Annotated in this window: 16 protein-coding genes; 8 read left to right on the forward strand and 8 right to left on the reverse strand. The window is 72.6% G+C overall.

Annotation, left to right across the window (positions count from 1 at the left end; all coding sequences use genetic code 11):
- Nucleotides 1-105 precede the first annotated feature (105 nt).
- The 3 genes from LZG04_RS20255 to LZG04_RS20265 all read right to left on the reverse strand — a co-directional run bounded on the left by LZG04_RS20255 (nucleotide 106) and on the right by LZG04_RS20265 (nucleotide 2,622).
- On the reverse strand, nucleotides 106-1,119 hold the full coding sequence (locus LZG04_RS20255) for a hypothetical protein (protein WP_233819282.1): 1,014 nt from the start codon (nucleotides 1,117-1,119) through the stop codon (nucleotides 106-108).
- A 171-nt stretch (nucleotides 1,120-1,290) separates the two neighbouring features.
- Entirely contained in the window at nucleotides 1,291-1,722 is a 432-nt protein-coding gene (locus LZG04_RS20260) for a DUF5946 family protein (RefSeq protein WP_233819284.1), read from the reverse strand.
- 33 nt (nucleotides 1,723-1,755) lie between these two features.
- Nucleotides 1,756-2,622, reverse strand: coding sequence for a DnaJ C-terminal domain-containing protein (locus LZG04_RS20265; protein WP_233819286.1), 867 nt, complete (start codon nucleotides 2,620-2,622; stop codon nucleotides 1,756-1,758).
- A gap of 296 nt (nucleotides 2,623-2,918) precedes the next feature.
- On the opposite strand from LZG04_RS20265, the gene LZG04_RS20270 reads away from it, so the two are divergent.
- Together LZG04_RS20270 and LZG04_RS20275 are read left to right on the forward strand one after the other, a co-directional pair.
- Complete coding sequence (locus LZG04_RS20270; RefSeq protein WP_233819288.1) at nucleotides 2,919-3,812, forward strand: serine protease; 894 nt, start codon at nucleotides 2,919-2,921, stop codon at nucleotides 3,810-3,812.
- 111 nt (nucleotides 3,813-3,923) lie between these two features.
- A complete protein-coding gene (locus LZG04_RS20275; RefSeq protein WP_233819290.1) occupies nucleotides 3,924-4,511 on the forward strand; it encodes a hypothetical protein in 588 nt (195 codons plus the stop codon).
- A 57-nt stretch (nucleotides 4,512-4,568) separates the two neighbouring features.
- Here LZG04_RS20275 and LZG04_RS20280 read toward each other — a convergent pair whose 3' ends face one another.
- Entirely contained in the window at nucleotides 4,569-4,712 is a 144-nt protein-coding gene (locus LZG04_RS20280; RefSeq protein WP_233819292.1) for a hypothetical protein, read from the reverse strand.
- 184 nt (nucleotides 4,713-4,896) lie between these two features.
- Between LZG04_RS20280 and LZG04_RS20285 the strand changes: the two genes are divergently transcribed.
- From LZG04_RS20285 to LZG04_RS20305, 5 genes are all read left to right on the forward strand, one after another.
- A complete protein-coding gene (locus LZG04_RS20285) occupies nucleotides 4,897-5,643 on the forward strand; it encodes an IclR family transcriptional regulator (RefSeq protein ID WP_233819294.1) in 747 nt (248 codons plus the stop codon).
- Between the two features lie 90 nt (nucleotides 5,644-5,733).
- Nucleotides 5,734-6,747, forward strand: coding sequence for an Ldh family oxidoreductase (locus LZG04_RS20290; RefSeq protein WP_233819296.1), 1,014 nt, complete (start codon nucleotides 5,734-5,736; stop codon nucleotides 6,745-6,747).
- Nucleotides 6,744-8,114 (forward strand): MFS transporter, encoded by a 1,371-nt coding sequence (locus LZG04_RS20295; RefSeq protein WP_233819298.1) that lies wholly within the window; start codon nucleotides 6,744-6,746, stop codon nucleotides 8,112-8,114. The genes LZG04_RS20290 and LZG04_RS20295 overlap by 4 nt, the downstream gene beginning before the upstream one ends.
- Nucleotides 8,111-9,463 (forward strand): mannitol dehydrogenase family protein, encoded by a 1,353-nt coding sequence (locus LZG04_RS20300; protein ID WP_233819300.1) that lies wholly within the window; start codon nucleotides 8,111-8,113, stop codon nucleotides 9,461-9,463. Before LZG04_RS20295 ends, LZG04_RS20300 begins: the two co-directional genes overlap by 4 nt.
- A gap of 1 nt (nucleotide 9,464) precedes the next feature.
- Nucleotides 9,465-10,229 carry an SDR family NAD(P)-dependent oxidoreductase gene (locus tag LZG04_RS20305; protein WP_233819301.1) on the forward strand — a complete coding sequence of 255 codons (765 nt, stop codon included), beginning with the start codon at nucleotides 9,465-9,467 and terminating at the stop codon, nucleotides 10,227-10,229.
- A gap of 123 nt (nucleotides 10,230-10,352) precedes the next feature.
- Here LZG04_RS20305 and LZG04_RS20310 read toward each other — a convergent pair whose 3' ends face one another.
- The 3 genes from LZG04_RS20310 to LZG04_RS20320 form a co-directional block, all read right to left on the reverse strand.
- A complete protein-coding gene (locus LZG04_RS20310) occupies nucleotides 10,353-10,646 on the reverse strand; it encodes a hypothetical protein (RefSeq protein ID WP_233819303.1) in 294 nt (97 codons plus the stop codon).
- 150 nt (nucleotides 10,647-10,796) lie between these two features.
- Nucleotides 10,797-11,000: a hypothetical protein gene (locus LZG04_RS20315; protein WP_233819305.1), complete on the reverse strand. Its 204-nt coding sequence runs from the start codon at nucleotides 10,998-11,000 to the stop codon at nucleotides 10,797-10,799.
- 93 nt (nucleotides 11,001-11,093) lie between these two features.
- Nucleotides 11,094-11,690: a short chain dehydrogenase gene (locus LZG04_RS20320; RefSeq protein WP_233819307.1), complete on the reverse strand. Its 597-nt coding sequence runs from the start codon at nucleotides 11,688-11,690 to the stop codon at nucleotides 11,094-11,096.
- Nucleotides 11,691-11,910: 220 nt separating this feature from the next.
- Here LZG04_RS20320 and LZG04_RS20325 point away from each other — a divergent pair, with 220 nt between their 5' ends.
- Nucleotides 11,911-13,758, forward strand: coding sequence for an ABC transporter ATP-binding protein (locus LZG04_RS20325; RefSeq protein ID WP_233819309.1), 1,848 nt, complete (start codon nucleotides 11,911-11,913; stop codon nucleotides 13,756-13,758).
- 77 nt (nucleotides 13,759-13,835) lie between these two features.
- On the opposite strand, the gene LZG04_RS20330 is transcribed toward LZG04_RS20325, so the two are convergent.
- On the reverse strand, nucleotides 13,836-14,531 hold the full coding sequence (locus LZG04_RS20330; RefSeq protein ID WP_233819311.1) for a hypothetical protein: 696 nt from the start codon (nucleotides 14,529-14,531) through the stop codon (nucleotides 13,836-13,838).
- Between the last annotated feature and the right edge of the window lie 85 nt (nucleotides 14,532-14,616).

Consider the following 14,616-nt stretch of genomic DNA (forward strand, 5'->3'; position numbering starts at 1 on the left):
TCCGCCACACCACCACTGCCAGACCGACGCGGGTCGACGCCGGAGGGTTCCACGGGCGTGATCACGGTCCCGGTCACGCCCGTCACCGCGGGCCCGTCCGGGCGGCTACGGTCGCCAGTTCGCCAAGCCGAACTTCACCAGGTCGACCATTCCCCCGCCGCCGCCGAAGACGTGCCGCCGCGGGTCCAGCTCGTCGGTCTCCCGGCCGCTGTAGATGCCGGCGACCGCGGGCCCCTCGGCGGGCAGCCACAGCGGACCGCCGGACCAGCCCGGGCCGACGTCCGCGCGCAGCGCGAACTCCAATTCGAGGCCGGGGCTGTCGTCGTCGATGTCGCGGACGCCCAGGTCGAACTCCACCGCCGGTCTGCTGCCGAACGACCCGGGATAGCCCGACGTGAGATAACGCCGCCGGTAGTACTCGTCCTCGTCGCCGAACGACTTCGTGCCCATCCAGCCCAACGCGGTGCCCAGCGGGTTGTAGAGCTTGCAGATGACGTAGTCCTTGCCGCTGACCTCGCCGTGGGTGTTGAAGCCCCGGTAGGTCTCGACGAAGGAGCTGCCGAAAGGCCGGTCGCCCTCGCGGAACGCCGGGATGAACTCCATGCTCCACGGGCTTTGCCCCCACGGGGCGACGTGGCCGGCGGTGAGCATCAGGTTCGGGCCGACGAGCACGCCGCTGCCCCGGAACCCGTCGCTGCTGAGCACGATGCCGACGGTCCGCTGCGGGTAGGCCAGCCGGTTCGGTTCCTCGATCGCCCTGGGCTCGAAGAACAGCCGTCCGTCCGCGCGGAACGGCGCGAGCCTCGGCAGGTGTTCCAGCGGCACCCACGGCGGCCGGTGGCCCGCCGTCCCGGCCACCGCCTCCACCCGCGCGTCGGCCGAGGTCAGCTCCGTCTGCTCACGTCCGGGCAGTGCGGTGTGCAGTTCCTCGTCGTCGTTGGCGACGATCCGCCACATCCCGGGCGCGCCCGGCACCTCCACCGCGCCGAAGTCCATCCTGGGCGGTGACGCGGAACGCACGAACGGCCCCGAGTTCGAGTCGAGCATTTCCCGGAGCTCCTCGGGCATCTCCCGCGTGGCGGCGACCGGCGCGGCTTCGGCCAGTTCGTCCAACGTCATGAAGCCATGCGACTCCCCATGCGTGTTTTCCATTTCGACCACTCTTTTCGTGGGCAGGATTCTTCCGGCCCGTCCTGCATCGGCGGATCGGGCAGCTCAGCCCAAACTACGACTCGCCGCCGTTCGCCGTACAGCGCACTCGACCAAACAGCCGGTCGACGTCCCGGACGATCAGGCACGCCAAGCCGTGACGGTGGCCGCGGCCCACGCTTCGACGCGGTCCGGGAAGCCCTCGGCCGGGAACGTGCCGTCCACGGCGACGTCGACGATCGTCACGGCGAAGGCCGTCGGCGCCTCGCCGAGTGGCGCGACCGGGACGCGGGCCACCACGTCCGCGAGACCCCGGCGGGCGTTCGCGCGGCGCAGACCCGCGGTCAGGCGCGTCACCGCGGCGAGGCCCCCGTCGAGGTAGGTGTGCAGGGTCGCCCACGGGCGGGCGCGGTCGTGGGCCGGCAGGCGGTCGGGGTGCTGGAGCAGGAAGCACGAGACGGTGACGCCGTGCAGCGGTCCCCACGGCGGGCGGCGGGAGTGGTCCAGCGCCAGCACGACGTGGAACAGCTCCTCGCACGAGTCCGGCGCGCCGCACCCGGAGCAGCGGGTCATGGGTCGAACCTACGAGCTCCAGCCGCTGGAACGTCAAGCGCGCGGGTTGAAGTCGGACGTGGCGGCCAGTTCGGCGAACAGCCGCCGTTCGGGCTCGTCGAGCGTTGCCGGCACCACGATCCGCACCTCGGCGCACAGGTCACCGGCCTCGCCGCCGGGATCGGGCAGGCCCTGGCCGCGCAGCCGCAGCCGCCGTCCGCTCGACGTGCCCGGTGGCACCCGGATCGTCGTCGGCCCGCCCGGCGTGTCGATCTCGACGGTGCCGCCCAGTGCTGCCTCCCACGGTGCCAGGGGCAGGTCCACCAGCAGGTCGCGGCCCTCGACGCGGTAGCGGTCGTGCGGTGCGAGCCGTACCACCAGGTACAGGTCACCGGCACCGCCCACGCCGGGCTCGCCCGCACCGGGCAGCCGGATCCGCCTGCCCTCGGTGACGCCGGGCGGCAGGTCGACCCGCAGGGTCCGCGGCCCGGGCAGGGTGAGCGAACGCCGCCCGCCCCGGTACGCCTCCTCGACGGTGAGCACCAGCTCGGCCTCGTGGTCCGCGCCGCGGACCGGCCGCCCACCCGACCACCCGCCGCCGAACAGGCCGTCACCGCCCAGGCCGAACGAGGTGCCGAACCCCGGCCCCGCGCTCACCCACACCTGGTCGCCGACCGGCCGCGCGGCTCGTCCCGGCCGGTCGGCGCGGGCGGCCCGGCCGGCGTCGTACCGGCGGCGGCGCTCCGGGTCGGACAGCACCCGGTATGCCTCGCAGACCTCGCGGAACCGCTCGTCCGCGCCGGGCTCGGCGTTGCGGTCCGGGTGGTAGCGGCGGGCGAGGGCGCGGTAGGCGCGCTGGATCTCGTCCTGGCTCGCCCCTCGGGGCACCCCGAGCGTCGCGTAGAAGTCACGGCCGGCCACGGCCCATCACCCCGCGCGGGACGGTCCGGTGCGCATCACCACGGCCCTCCTCGCCCTTTCGTCACGTGACCGTGCGGCTGACATCCCGCCAAACGCGCCGGCCCCGTCGCCGTGTTTCCCCCCGCCGAAACTTCACCCGAGCGGAGTATTGCCGGTGGTCGTGCCGGTCCCGGCGCCGGCGTTCGCGGCTGACGTGAAAACTTCTCACCCGTTCGCCGGAAACGCGAGGCCATTGCGCTGAGTAATTTCCAAGGCACGGTCCCTGCCATTGATCGACCCACGAAAGGTGGAAGATCATGAACCGTGTTGTGAAACGACTGATCACCGCGGCGAGCGCGCTCGCCCTCGCGCTGGTCACCGTCCCGGCGACGGAGGCCGCCGCCGCGCCCGGCGACTACTGGACACCGGAACGGATGCGCGCCGCCGTTCCGCTCGACATCCGCACGGCCCCGCTGTCCGCGGTGCGGCCCACCGTCCGGGCGGGTGAGCCCACCACCGTGGCGCCGCTGGCCTTCCCCAACGGCGGCAGCGCGTGGACCGGCGGCGGCGCGGTCGTGAAGACCGCGGGCCGGGTCTTCTTCACCTACCAGGGCCGCAACGCCTCGTGCAGCGGCAACGCGGTCACCAGCGCCAACAAGAGCACGGTCGTCACGGCCGGGCACTGCGTGAAGCTCGACGGCGCCTACCACACCAACGTCGCGTTCGTCCCGGCCTACGACAACGGCAACGCCCCGTACGGCACGTGGAGCGCCCGCGCCACGTTCGCCACGCCGCAGTGGCACGCGAGCGAGGACATCAACTACGACATCGGTGCCATCGTCGTCGGGCAGCTGAACGGCCAGTCCCTGACCGACGTCGTGGGCGCGCAGGGCATCGCGTTCAACCTGCCGCGCGCCGACAACACCTACGCGTTCGGCTACCCCGCCGCCGCGCCGTACGACGGGACGAAGCTCGTCTACTGCAGCGGTCGCACGTTCAACGCGTTCCTCAGCGACGGCATCGGCATGACCTGCAACATGACCGGTGGCGCGAGCGGCGGCCCGTGGTTCCGCTCGTTCTCCGAGGCGACCGGCACCGGCACGGTGAACTCGGTGAACAGCTACAAGATCAACCTGTTCCCCAACTGGATGTTCGGCCCCTACTTCGGCGCCGACGCGCAGAACCTCTACAACCAGGCCCAGGCCGCCTGACGACCGCCGGTGGTGGTGGGCCGTGCCGCCGCGGCCCACCACCGTCCCCGTGGCGATCTTCATCCGGGCGGGTGAGAAACTTCGGGCCCACCGGAGTCCAGGGGGACGACCATGCTCACGCACGCGATGAACGTGCTGCACATGCACCAGAAGGTCACCTTGATGGTGAACCGCTACGAGGTCTTCGCCGACAACGGCGGCGAGCCGGGCCCGCTCGTGGCGTTCGTCGAGCAGAAGCGGATGGCCTTCAAGGAGCAGGTCACCATCTACACCGACTCGACGAAGAGCCAGGTGCTCGCGGGCTTCCGGGCGCGCAAGGTGATCGACCTGGGCAGCGGCTACGACGTGACCGACGGCGCCGGGCAGCCGATCGGCCTGTTCCGCAAGGACTTCGGCAAGTCGCTGACGAACTCCACCTGGCACCTCGAGCAGCCGGGCGCGCCGACCGCCACGGGCCGCGAGCGCAACCACGGCATCGCCGTCCTGCGCCGCCTGTGGAGCTTCCTCCCGCTGGTCAACGACCTGCCGTTCCCGTTCCGCTACCACTTCGACTTCACCCGCGACGGCCAGCCGGTGTTCAGCGTGGACAAGAAGACGTGGGTGCGCGACCACTACCTGATCCAGATCGCGGACCCCCACGTCGACCGCCGCGTGGTGATCGCCCAGGCCGTGGCGCTCGACGCCCTCCAATCCCGCTAGGACCAGGGGCGGTGTGCGGCCCGACCGCCGGTCGCGTGACCGGCGGTCGGGCGTCGGTCACGCCCCGGCCGCGGCGACGGTGACCTTCTCCCAGTCGACGGGCTGCGTGGGCCATACCTCGGCCGTGCCGCCCAGCTCCAGGTAGATCAGCCCACCGAACGGCCCGGTGTCGATGTCGATGACGATGATGGCGGGCAACATGGGCGCCTCCTCGTTGACGGAAGAAGTCCGAGTCTCACGGTCGCACCCACTCCGCTCAATCGACCGAACGGCTCGACGCGCAGCACTGTGGGTGGGTGCGCCGGACCGCGGAACGCGGAACTCGCACCGCGCGGCCCGGTCGCGTGACGGCGGACCGTGATCGTCCCTGGCTTACATTGAGGTCATGAGTGGTGACGCGCCGCTGTCCGCGGCCGAGAAGACGTTGAGCGTGCTGGAAGCGCTGGCCGACCACTCGCGCATCGCCGACATCGCCGGTGCCTCCGGGCTGCCCAAGCCGACCGTGCACCGGATCCTGCAAACCCTCGTCCAGCGCGGTTTCGCGCGGGCCGACGGCAGGGGTGGTTACCTCGGCGGCCCGCGCATCCTCAGCCTCGCCGGCCGGTTCCTCCAGCGCCTCGACGTCGCCGAGCACGTCCGCCCGGCGTTGCGCGACCTGCAGGACCGGACGGGGTGGACGGTCCACCTGGCACTGCGGTCCGGCGACGAGGCGGTGTACGTGGCCAAGGAGGAGGGTGTGCGGCCCTACCACCTGGCCTCCCGCGTGGGCATGAGCCTGCGCCTGCACTGCACGTCCATCGGCAAGGCGATCCTCGCCGCCCTGCCCGACGACGAGGTCCGGGCGCTGGTCCGGCGCACCGGCCTGCCCGCGCGCACCGAGCACACGATCACCGACGAGCCGGCCCTGTTCACCGAGCTGGCCGCGGTCCGGCGGCGCGGGTACGCCGAGGACCACGAGGAGAACGAGTCCGGGGTGCGGGCGGTCGGCGCGGCCGTGCTCGACCACACCGGCGAGGTGGTCGGGGGCGTGTCGGCGGCGGCGCTGGTGGACCTGGCCGAAGCGCCACCGGACCTGCCGCAGCTCGTGGTGCGCGCCGCGGCCGAGGTGTCGCGCGCGTTGGGCGCGAGCTGAGCCGGACCTCCGTGTGACCGCCTTCACAAAGCGGGCGAGCCGTGTCATCGTGGAGACATGGCGATGGAACCCCATTCCGTCAGACGGAACGTGACGGCGAGCGAGCTCGTGAAGCTCGCGGTCCGGATCCTGCTCGACGCCGGGACGAACCTCGTGGACGCCAAGGCCGTCGCGGGGTCGCTCGTGGAGTCGAACCTGACCGGCCACGACTCGCACGGCGTGCGCAGGCTCGTGGACTACGTCGCCCGCATCCGCGACGGCCGGATCGACCCGCGCGCCCGCCCCGACGTCGACCACCCGCGCCCCGGCACGGTCGTGGTCCGCGCCAACCGCGCGCTGGGCCGCGTAGCCGCCGGTGTCGCGGCCCGCGAGCTGCGCGCCCTGACCCGCACGCACGGCAGCGGCGTCGCGGTGATCCAGGACTGCAACCACGTCGGCAGGCTCGGCGAGTACGTCGGCTTCCTGGCCGAGCACGACCTGGTCGCGCTCGCGTTCGGCAACGCCGACCCCACCGTCGCCCCGTACGGCGGCCGGGCCCGGCGGCTGGGCACCAACCCCCTGGCCTGGGCCGCGCCGCGGGCCGCGGACCGCCCGCCGATCGTGGTGGACTGGGCCACGTCGGGCGTGGCCGAGGGCAAGCTGGCGGTGGCCCGCGCCCGCGGCGAGCGCGTGCCCGAGGGCCTGGTCGTGGACGCGGACGGCCGACCCACCACCGATCCCGGCGACTTCTACGCGGGCGGCGCGCTGCTGCCGTTCGGCGGGCACAAGGGCTACGGCCTGAGCGTGCTGATCGAGGTGGTCGGCGGCCTGCTCACCGGCATGGGCGTGAGCAGCCTGCCCGGCTACCGCGGCGGGTTCGGCACCGTGCTGGTCGCCGTCGACATCGGCGCGCTCACCCCGGTCGAGCGGTTCCGCGAGCAGGCGGAGCTGTTCTGCCGCGAGCTGGCCCGCACACCGACCGCCGAGGGCAGCCGCGAGGTGCTCGTGCCGGGCGAGCCTGAGGCACGCACCCGCCGCGCACGGCTGCGCGACGGCATCCCGATGGACGAGCGGACCTGGCGCGAGCTGCACGCCCTGCTCGGGGACGAGGAGGCAACGACATGACCGAGGCCGCCGACCGCGCCGGGACCGGGCACGACGCCACGCCCGACCGACCGTCCGACCCGCCGTCCGACGCTGGGCAGCTGCGCCGCGTCGTCGGCGCGTCCGTGGTCGGCACCGCGTTGGAGTGGTACGACTTCTTCATCTACGGCTTCGCCGTCACGCTGGTGTTCAACGAGCTGTTCTTCGTCACCGACGACCCGGCGACCGGTGTGATCGTCGGGTTCGCCACCTTCGGCGTCGGCTTCGCGGTCCGCCCGCTGGGCGGCTTCGTGTTCGGCCACCTCGGCGACCGCATCGGCCGCCGGTCCACGCTGGTCGTCACGACCCTGGTCATGGGCGTCTCGACCGGCTTGATCGGCCTGCTGCCGACCTACGACTCCATCGGCGTCGCCGCGCCGATCCTGCTGACCGTGCTGCGGATGTGCCAGGGCCTCGGCGCGGGCGCGGAGTTCGGCGGCGCGTCCACGTTGCTGGCCGAGCACGCGCCCGCCCGCAGGCGGGGGTTCTTCACGTCGTTCGCCCAGACCGGGGTCCAGCTCGGCCTGCTGTCGGGCACGCTGGTGTTCCTGCTGGTCGAGACGCTGCCGCGGCAGACCGTGCTGGACTGGGCGTGGCGCATCCCGTTCTGGCTGAGCTTCGCGCTGATCGCGGTCGCGCTGTACGTGCGGCTGCGGGTCGACGAGTCGCCGGTGTTCCAGCGGATGGCCCGGCAGCGGACCACGGTGAAGCTGCCCGTGTTCGACGCCCTGCGCCGCTACCCCCGCAACTTCGGCATCGGCATCGGCGCGCACATCTGCGACACCGCGATCGTCTACATCTACGCCACCTACAGCCTGGCCTACCTCACCAAGTCGCTGGCGCTGCCGCGCTGGGTCGGGCTCACCGGCGTGGTGCTGTTCGGCGTGGTCGTGATCGTGCTGCAACCGGTCTACGGCGCGTTGTCCGACCGGATCGGGCGACGTCCGCTCAACCTGTTCAGCGTGGTGTTCACGGCGGCGTTCGCGTTCCCGTTCTTCCTGCTGCTCGACACGCGCGAGCCGGTGCTGATCTGGGTGGCGCTGGTGGTGGCGACGGCGCTCGGCCTGGCCCCGATGATCGCCGTGCAGCCCGCGTTCTACGCCGAGCTGTTCGGCGCGCGCGTGCGCTACACCGGGTTCGCCGCGTCCCGTGAGATCGGCGCGGCGCTGGCCGGGTTCTCCCCGCTGGTGGCCGCCGCGCTGGTCGCCCGCGCCGATGGGCGGGCGTGGCCGGTGGCGCTGTGGATGATCGGCACGGCGGCCGTGTCGTTCGTGGCGTTCCTGCTGTCGGCGGAGGGCAAGGACGTCGACATCACCGCCGCCGATGCCGCCGGGGTGACGCCGCGGTGAGCCACCCGCGCCTGTCCGCGTCCCGGCTGCCCGCCTGGCTGGCGGCCGACCTGCCCGACGGCGGGGTCGGCATCGTCCACCTCGGCCTGGGCGCGTTCCACCGGGCGCACCAGGCCGTGCTGACCCAGGAGGCGATGCGCGTCGAGCCCGGGCCGTGGGGCATCTGCGCCGTGGCGCAGCGCAACGGCCGGCTGGTCGACGCGCTGGTCGAACAGGACCACCTGTTCACCGTCACCGAACGAGGCCCCGAGGACGACCGGCTGCGCGTGGTCGGCAGCGTGCGGGAAGCGCTGCTGGCCCCCGAGCAGCCCGACCGGGTGGCGGCCGTGCTGGCCGAACCGGGCACCCGCGTGGTCACGGTGACCGTCACCGAGTCCGGCTACCGGCACGACCCGGCCACCGGGCGGCTGCGCGTCGAGGACCCGGACGTGGCGGCCGACCTCGCGGGCGGTCCGCCGCGCACGCCGGTCGGGCAGCTCGTCGGCGGGCTGCGCCGTCGTCGGCTGCTCGGGAACCCCGGGCTGACCGTCGTCTCGTGCGACAACCTGCCCGACAACGGCCGCCTGGTCGCCCGGCTGACGCGGGAGTTCTGCGCCCACCGCGGCGAGCACGACCTGGTCGAGTGGGTCGACGAGCACGTCCGGTTCCCGTCCAGCGTGGTCGACCAGATCGTGCCCGCCACCACCGCGGCCGACGTGGCGCACGTCGCCGAGGCGCTGGGCCTGGAGGACCGGGCCGCGGTGGTCGGCGAGCCGCACCGCCGGTGGGTGATCGAGGACGACTTCGCCGCCGGGCGTCCCGCCTGGGACGCGGTGGGCGTCGACCTGGTGCCCGACATCGCGCCGCACCAGGCCGCGAAGCTTCGGCTGGTCAACGGCACGCACACGGCGCTGGCCCACCTCGGGCTGCTCGCCGGCTGCACGAGCACCGCCGACGCGCTGGCCCGTCCCGAGTTCGCCCGCTTCGCCGAACGGCTGCTGCGCGCCGAGACCGGGCCGTCGCTGCGCCGCTTCGGCCTGGGCCCCGACGAGCGGGAGATCGAGGGGTTGCTGACCCGGCTGGCCAACCCGCGGCTGGGCCACCGGCTGGACCAGATCGCCGCCGACGCGCTGCGCAAGGTGCCGCAACGGCTGCTGGACCCGGCGGTGGACCTGCTGGTGGCGGGCATCGAGCCGCGGCTGATCAGCCTGGCCGTGGCCGGGCTGCTGCACCAGCAGGACTTCCCGGTGCTGGCCCTGCCGCTGCCGCTGCGCGAGTCGCGCGTGTTCCGCTCGCTGCTGGCCGACGCGGTGCGCCGGATCGACCAGGACGGGGTGGTGGTCACCCTGCGCCGGATCGGGAGGAGCTGACGTGGACCTGCGCGACACCGTGGCCGTGGTGACCGGCGGTGGCACCGGGATCGGCCGCGTCACCGCGCTCGCACTGGCCCGTTCGGGCTGCCGGGCGGTCGTGGTGACCTACTCGCGGTCGGCCGCCGAGGCGAGGGCCACGGCGGCGGAGCTGGCCGCGTTCGGCTTCCGGGCCGCGGCCGAACCCGTCGACGTGGCCGACGACGGCCAGGTGCGCGCCCTGGCCGCACGGGTGCGGTCCCGGTTCGGCCGGGTCGACGTGCTGGTCAACAACGCGGGCACGACCCGCGCCGTACCGCACCACGACCTCGACGCCCTCACCGACGACGTGGTCCACCACGTGCTCGACGTCAACGTCGTCGGCCCCCTCCGCGTCACGCGCGCGTTCGCCGCCGACCTGCGCGCTGCCCGGGGCGCGGTGGTCAACGTCGCGTCCATCTCCGGCTACCGGGCCGGCGGGTCGTCCATCGCGTACGGGGTGAGCAAGGCGGCCCTGCTCCAACTGACCCGCAACCTGGCCACCGCCCTCGCACCCGACGTGCGGGTCAACGCCGTCGCCCCCGGCACCGTGGCCACCCGCTGGCAGACGTCGCTGCACGGCGAGGCCGGCTTCGCCGAACGGGCGCGGGCCGAGCGGGAAACCGTGCCACTGCGCCGCACCGCCACCCCGGACCACGTGGCGCAGGCCGTGCTGGGGCTGCTGGCGATGGACCTGGTCACCGGCGAGGCGGTCATCGTGGACGGCGGCAAGCACGTCGTGTACTAACGCCGCGCCTCCGAGTGGTGACCCGCTGAGCGGCTTGGGGTGCGGACCAGACTGGTCTTCCCGACTCGGGTCCCGTCTTGAGCGGGCCATCGTCAACAACGTCGAGCCAGTGTTGCCGCCGACCTATTCCGGCTGGGGTGGACCCGGCGTCCGTCGGTAGAGGCACACGAGGGCGACACGTTCGCCGCTGCCCAGCGAACCGACGACGTTGCTTTCACAGGCGGACATCTTGTCCAGTCGCCAGCCGAGCGATTCGATGGCCTCCATCTGGTCGTTCATTCCGGTCATGGCACCGGTTGCGCGGCTGTTGGTGTTCGCCTCGATGAACTTGAACACCAGGATGTGCCTGCCTGCTTCGATCGCGTGCTTGGCCTGGTCGAGAGCACTCTGCTCCTTGGCCCTGTTGAGGAGTCCCATCGCTGATCATCTTCTAACGTGAAGGCCTCGTCTTGCCTTCCGTGCACCATACGCGCAGGTCGGGCGGGCGGCCGGGTGAGCTGCCTGGACGAGGTGGACGCGCACCGCCGTCCGCCGGCGCGACACCCGGGCCGGACGTCCACCGACGCGCTAACGGGTGTCGCGCTCGGCCGCTTCGGCGATGCGCTTGATGGTCGCCGGCCGCCGGTCCCAGACGTCGCCCGGGGCGGGGCTCTTGACCGGCACCGACTCGCCCTCGACCGCCGTCGCGCCCGGTTCCCCCGCCTCGTCGGCCACCCAGAACCCGGGCACCACGACCAGCGACCACACGAGCTCCGAGGAGGCGTCGATCACCGTGTCACGTTCGATCCGGTCTGCACTCACCAGGCCCCCGCGGTCGTGGGACGCCGGCCTATTGCCGGGCGGAGAGCTGCTCCGAACGCGGCCCTACAGCACGTAGACCTGACCGGTCTGCGCGCCTTCGACCGACCGCACGTAGGCCCGGGCGACCTTGTCGAGGTCGACCGACTCCATGCCGGGGAAGAAGTCGCCGTAGTCGCCGAGGCTCTCGGTGAACACCGTCGGGCTGACCGCGTTGACCCGCTGCGGCGCGATCTCGATCGCCGCGGCCCGCACGAACGCCTCCACCGCGCCGTTGGCCAGGGACGCGGCGGTGCCGGTGGGCACGGGCTCACGCGCCAGCACGCCCGTGATCAGCGTGAACGAGCCGCGTTCGGCGATGCGGCCCACGCCTTGGCGGACGAGTTCGACCTGGCTGAGCACCTTGCCCCGGAACGCGTCGAGGTAGTCCTGCGGGGTCATCTCGGTGATCGGCTTCCACGGCACGTCGCCGGCCGCGCTCACCACCGCGTCGACCCGGCCGACGCGCTCGTACAGCTGCGCGGTCTGCTCCGGGTCGGCGATGTCGAGGCGCAGGTCGCCGCTGGAGCGCCCGACCGTGACGACGTCGTGGCCGCGACCGGTGAGCGCGGTGTGCACGGCCACGCCGAGCGTGCCGCCCGCGCCGATGAGGACAATCTTCATGGTGATCACGCTAGAGCCGATCCCCGCCGTACGCGAAATCGGCCCGCGTGGTGACCGCTGGGCCCGCACCCGAAGGCGACCGGCGGTGCACGGTCTCGCTCGACGCCGTGATCCGCAGACCACAGTGGACGCGCGCGGGTGGTCGGGCGTTATTCGATCGCCGTCACCCGGCCCGGTACGGCACCATCGACGACGCCAAGGTGCCCCCGGAAGGAGTCGGATGGCTGCGCCAAGGTCCGAAAAACCCGTCAACAACCGCAAAAAGGCGGTGATGCTCGCCCTGCGCCTGTACGGCAGGGAGTTGCGACGACACCGGTTGCTCGCCGTGGGCGGGCTCGTGCTGCCCGCGCTCGGCAACACGTTCCTGCTGTACCTCGCGCCGCTGGCGATCGGCGCGCTCGCGGGCCGCCTCGCGGAAGGCGGTGACGCCGACTTCGGCGCGCTGCTGCCCTACCTGCTCGCCTTCGGCGGGCTGACCCTGTTCGCCGAGCTGCTGTGGCGCGTCGGCGTGCACTGCCTCAACCGCACCGACGGGCGCGGGATCGAGAACCTGTCGATCCAGGCCATGGACGCGCTGCTGGGCAAGGACGCGGCCTTCTTCCACGACAACTTCGCCGGCTCGCTCACCAAGCGGGTGCTGAGCTTCGCGTCGCGCTTCGAGGAGTTCGTGGACACGGTGGCGTTCAGCATCGTCGCCAACCTGGTGCCCCTCGGCTTCGCCTGCGTCGTGCTGTGGAACTACGACCCGCTGCTCGTGGCCGTGCTGCTCGGCCTCATCCTGTTCACGGGGCTCGTGGTCGCGCCGCTCATCCGACGCCGCCAGCGCCTGGTCGACGAGCGCGAGGCCGCCTACGCGCGGGTGTCCGGGCACGTCGCCGACACGCTGTCGAACATGGAGACCGTGCGGGCGTTCGCCGCCGAGGAGCGCGAGAGCGCCGAGCACCGCAGCCGGACCGCCGAGACCCGCGTGCTGGCGCTGCGGTCGTGGGACTACGGCAACCTGCGCATCGACACCGTGGTCGCGCCGCTGTCCGTGCTGACCAACGTGCTCGGCCTCGCGATCGCCGTCGGCGTCAGCGGCGGGCTCGGCGTGGAGGCGATCGTGGTCACGTTCGCCTACTTCGGCAACGCGACGCGGATCATGTTCGAGTTCAACCAGATCTACCGCCGGGTCGAGAGCGCGCTCACCGAGGCCGCGCAGTTCACCGAACTGCTGCTCGAAGAGCCGACCGTGCTCGACCCGCCGGACCCCGAACCGCTGCGCGTCGCCGACTCCGGGGTCCGGTTCGACCGCGTGGGGTTCGCGCACGGCGGCGGGCGACCGCTGTTCAGCGGGCTGGACCTGGACATCCCGGCGGGCACGCGGGTCGGGTTGGTCGGCCGCTCCGGCGGCGGCAAGACCACGCTCACCCGGCTGCTGCTGCGGATGATGGACGTGGACGAGGGCCGCATCCTGGTCGGCGGCCAGGACATCGCGCGCCTGCGCCAGGCCGACCTGCGGAGCCTGATCGCGTACGTGCCGCAGGACCCGGCGATGTTCCACCGGACGTTGCGGGAGAACATCGCCTTCGCCCGGCCGGGCGCGACCGACGCCGAGATCCTCCGCGCGGCACGTGCCGCGCACGTGACGGAGTTCGCGGAGGCGTTGCCCGACGGCTTCGACACGATGGTCGGCGAACGCGGCATCAAGCTGTCCGGCGGGCAGCGGCAGCGGGTCGCGCTGGCGCGGGCGATCCTGCGCGACGCGCCGGTGCTGTTGCTGGACGAGGCGACCAGCGCGTTGGACTCGGAGAGCGAGGTGCTGGTGCAGGAAGCCCTGTGGCGGCTCATGGAGGGTCGCACCGCGCTGGTGGTGGCGCACCGGCTGAGCACGGTCGTGCGGATGGACCGGCTGATCGTGCTCGACCGGGGCCGCATCGCCGAACAGGGCACGCACGCCGAACTGCTCGACGCCGACGGCGCGTACGCGAAGCTGTGGCGGCACCAGTCCGGTGGTTTCCTGGACGAGACCTCGCCCGACGACGTGGTCGAACCCACCGCAGTGGGCGCGCAACCGCACCGGCCCTGACCGCCGCCGGTCACGGTCCACTTCGGACTCGGCCGGGTGCCCCGGAGGAAGCTCACGGGGACACCCGGCTCCCGTGCTCAGTAGAGGAAGCTGCCGTAGGGTCCGTTGAGGATCGCGTTCTTCTGGCTCTGGCTGAAGTGCGTGTTCGGGTAGTCGTAGAAGGAGGCCGACATCGGCGTGCCGTCGGTGTAGCGGGAGTCCGGCAGGCCGAACGCGTGCCCGAGCTCGTGCACCATGCCGCCGTACCACCGGTTCATCGGCCCGTTCAGGCCCGCCGCGCCGTCCGCGTCGTGCCCGGACAGGATGACCCAGCCGTTGCCGCCACCGCCGCCCGCGCCGGGGCCCTCCGCGCTGATCTCGCCGACGTTGAGCCACCGGCGGTCCGGCGCGCCCAGGCCCCGCCTGCGCATCAGCTCCTGCTGCATGTTGAACACCGTCCACCAGTACCGTTCCGGCCCGTTGGGCGTGTTCTCGTACCAGCCGCGGACGTGCTCGCCGGTGATCACCTCGACCACCGGGGTGTTGAGCCGGAACGTTTTGCCCAGCTCCTGCTTGTAGTACCGCTGCGCTTCGAGCATCACGCGGGCGATGCCGTCCGGGTAACGCTGGTCGTAGGGCACGTCGGACGGCAGCAGCAGGTGCACCCGCACCGTCCCGGTCGGCGGCGCCAACGCCGGGCCGGCGGGCGTCGCGTGCGCGGCGGCGGGCCACGTCACCAGGCCGGCCAACAAAACCGCCAACAACGGCACGATCATTCTGGCTGAACGCGTCATCGAGTTCACATCCTCACTCGAACCAGTGTTTCCCGCGAACGGGTGGTGTCGAGATCGGCTCGGCGGCGGGCCGCGCTCGGCGGCA

The sequence above is a fragment of the Saccharothrix sp. S26 genome (genome assembly GCF_021390395.1).
Lineage (GTDB): Bacteria > Actinomycetota > Actinomycetes > Mycobacteriales > Pseudonocardiaceae > Actinosynnema.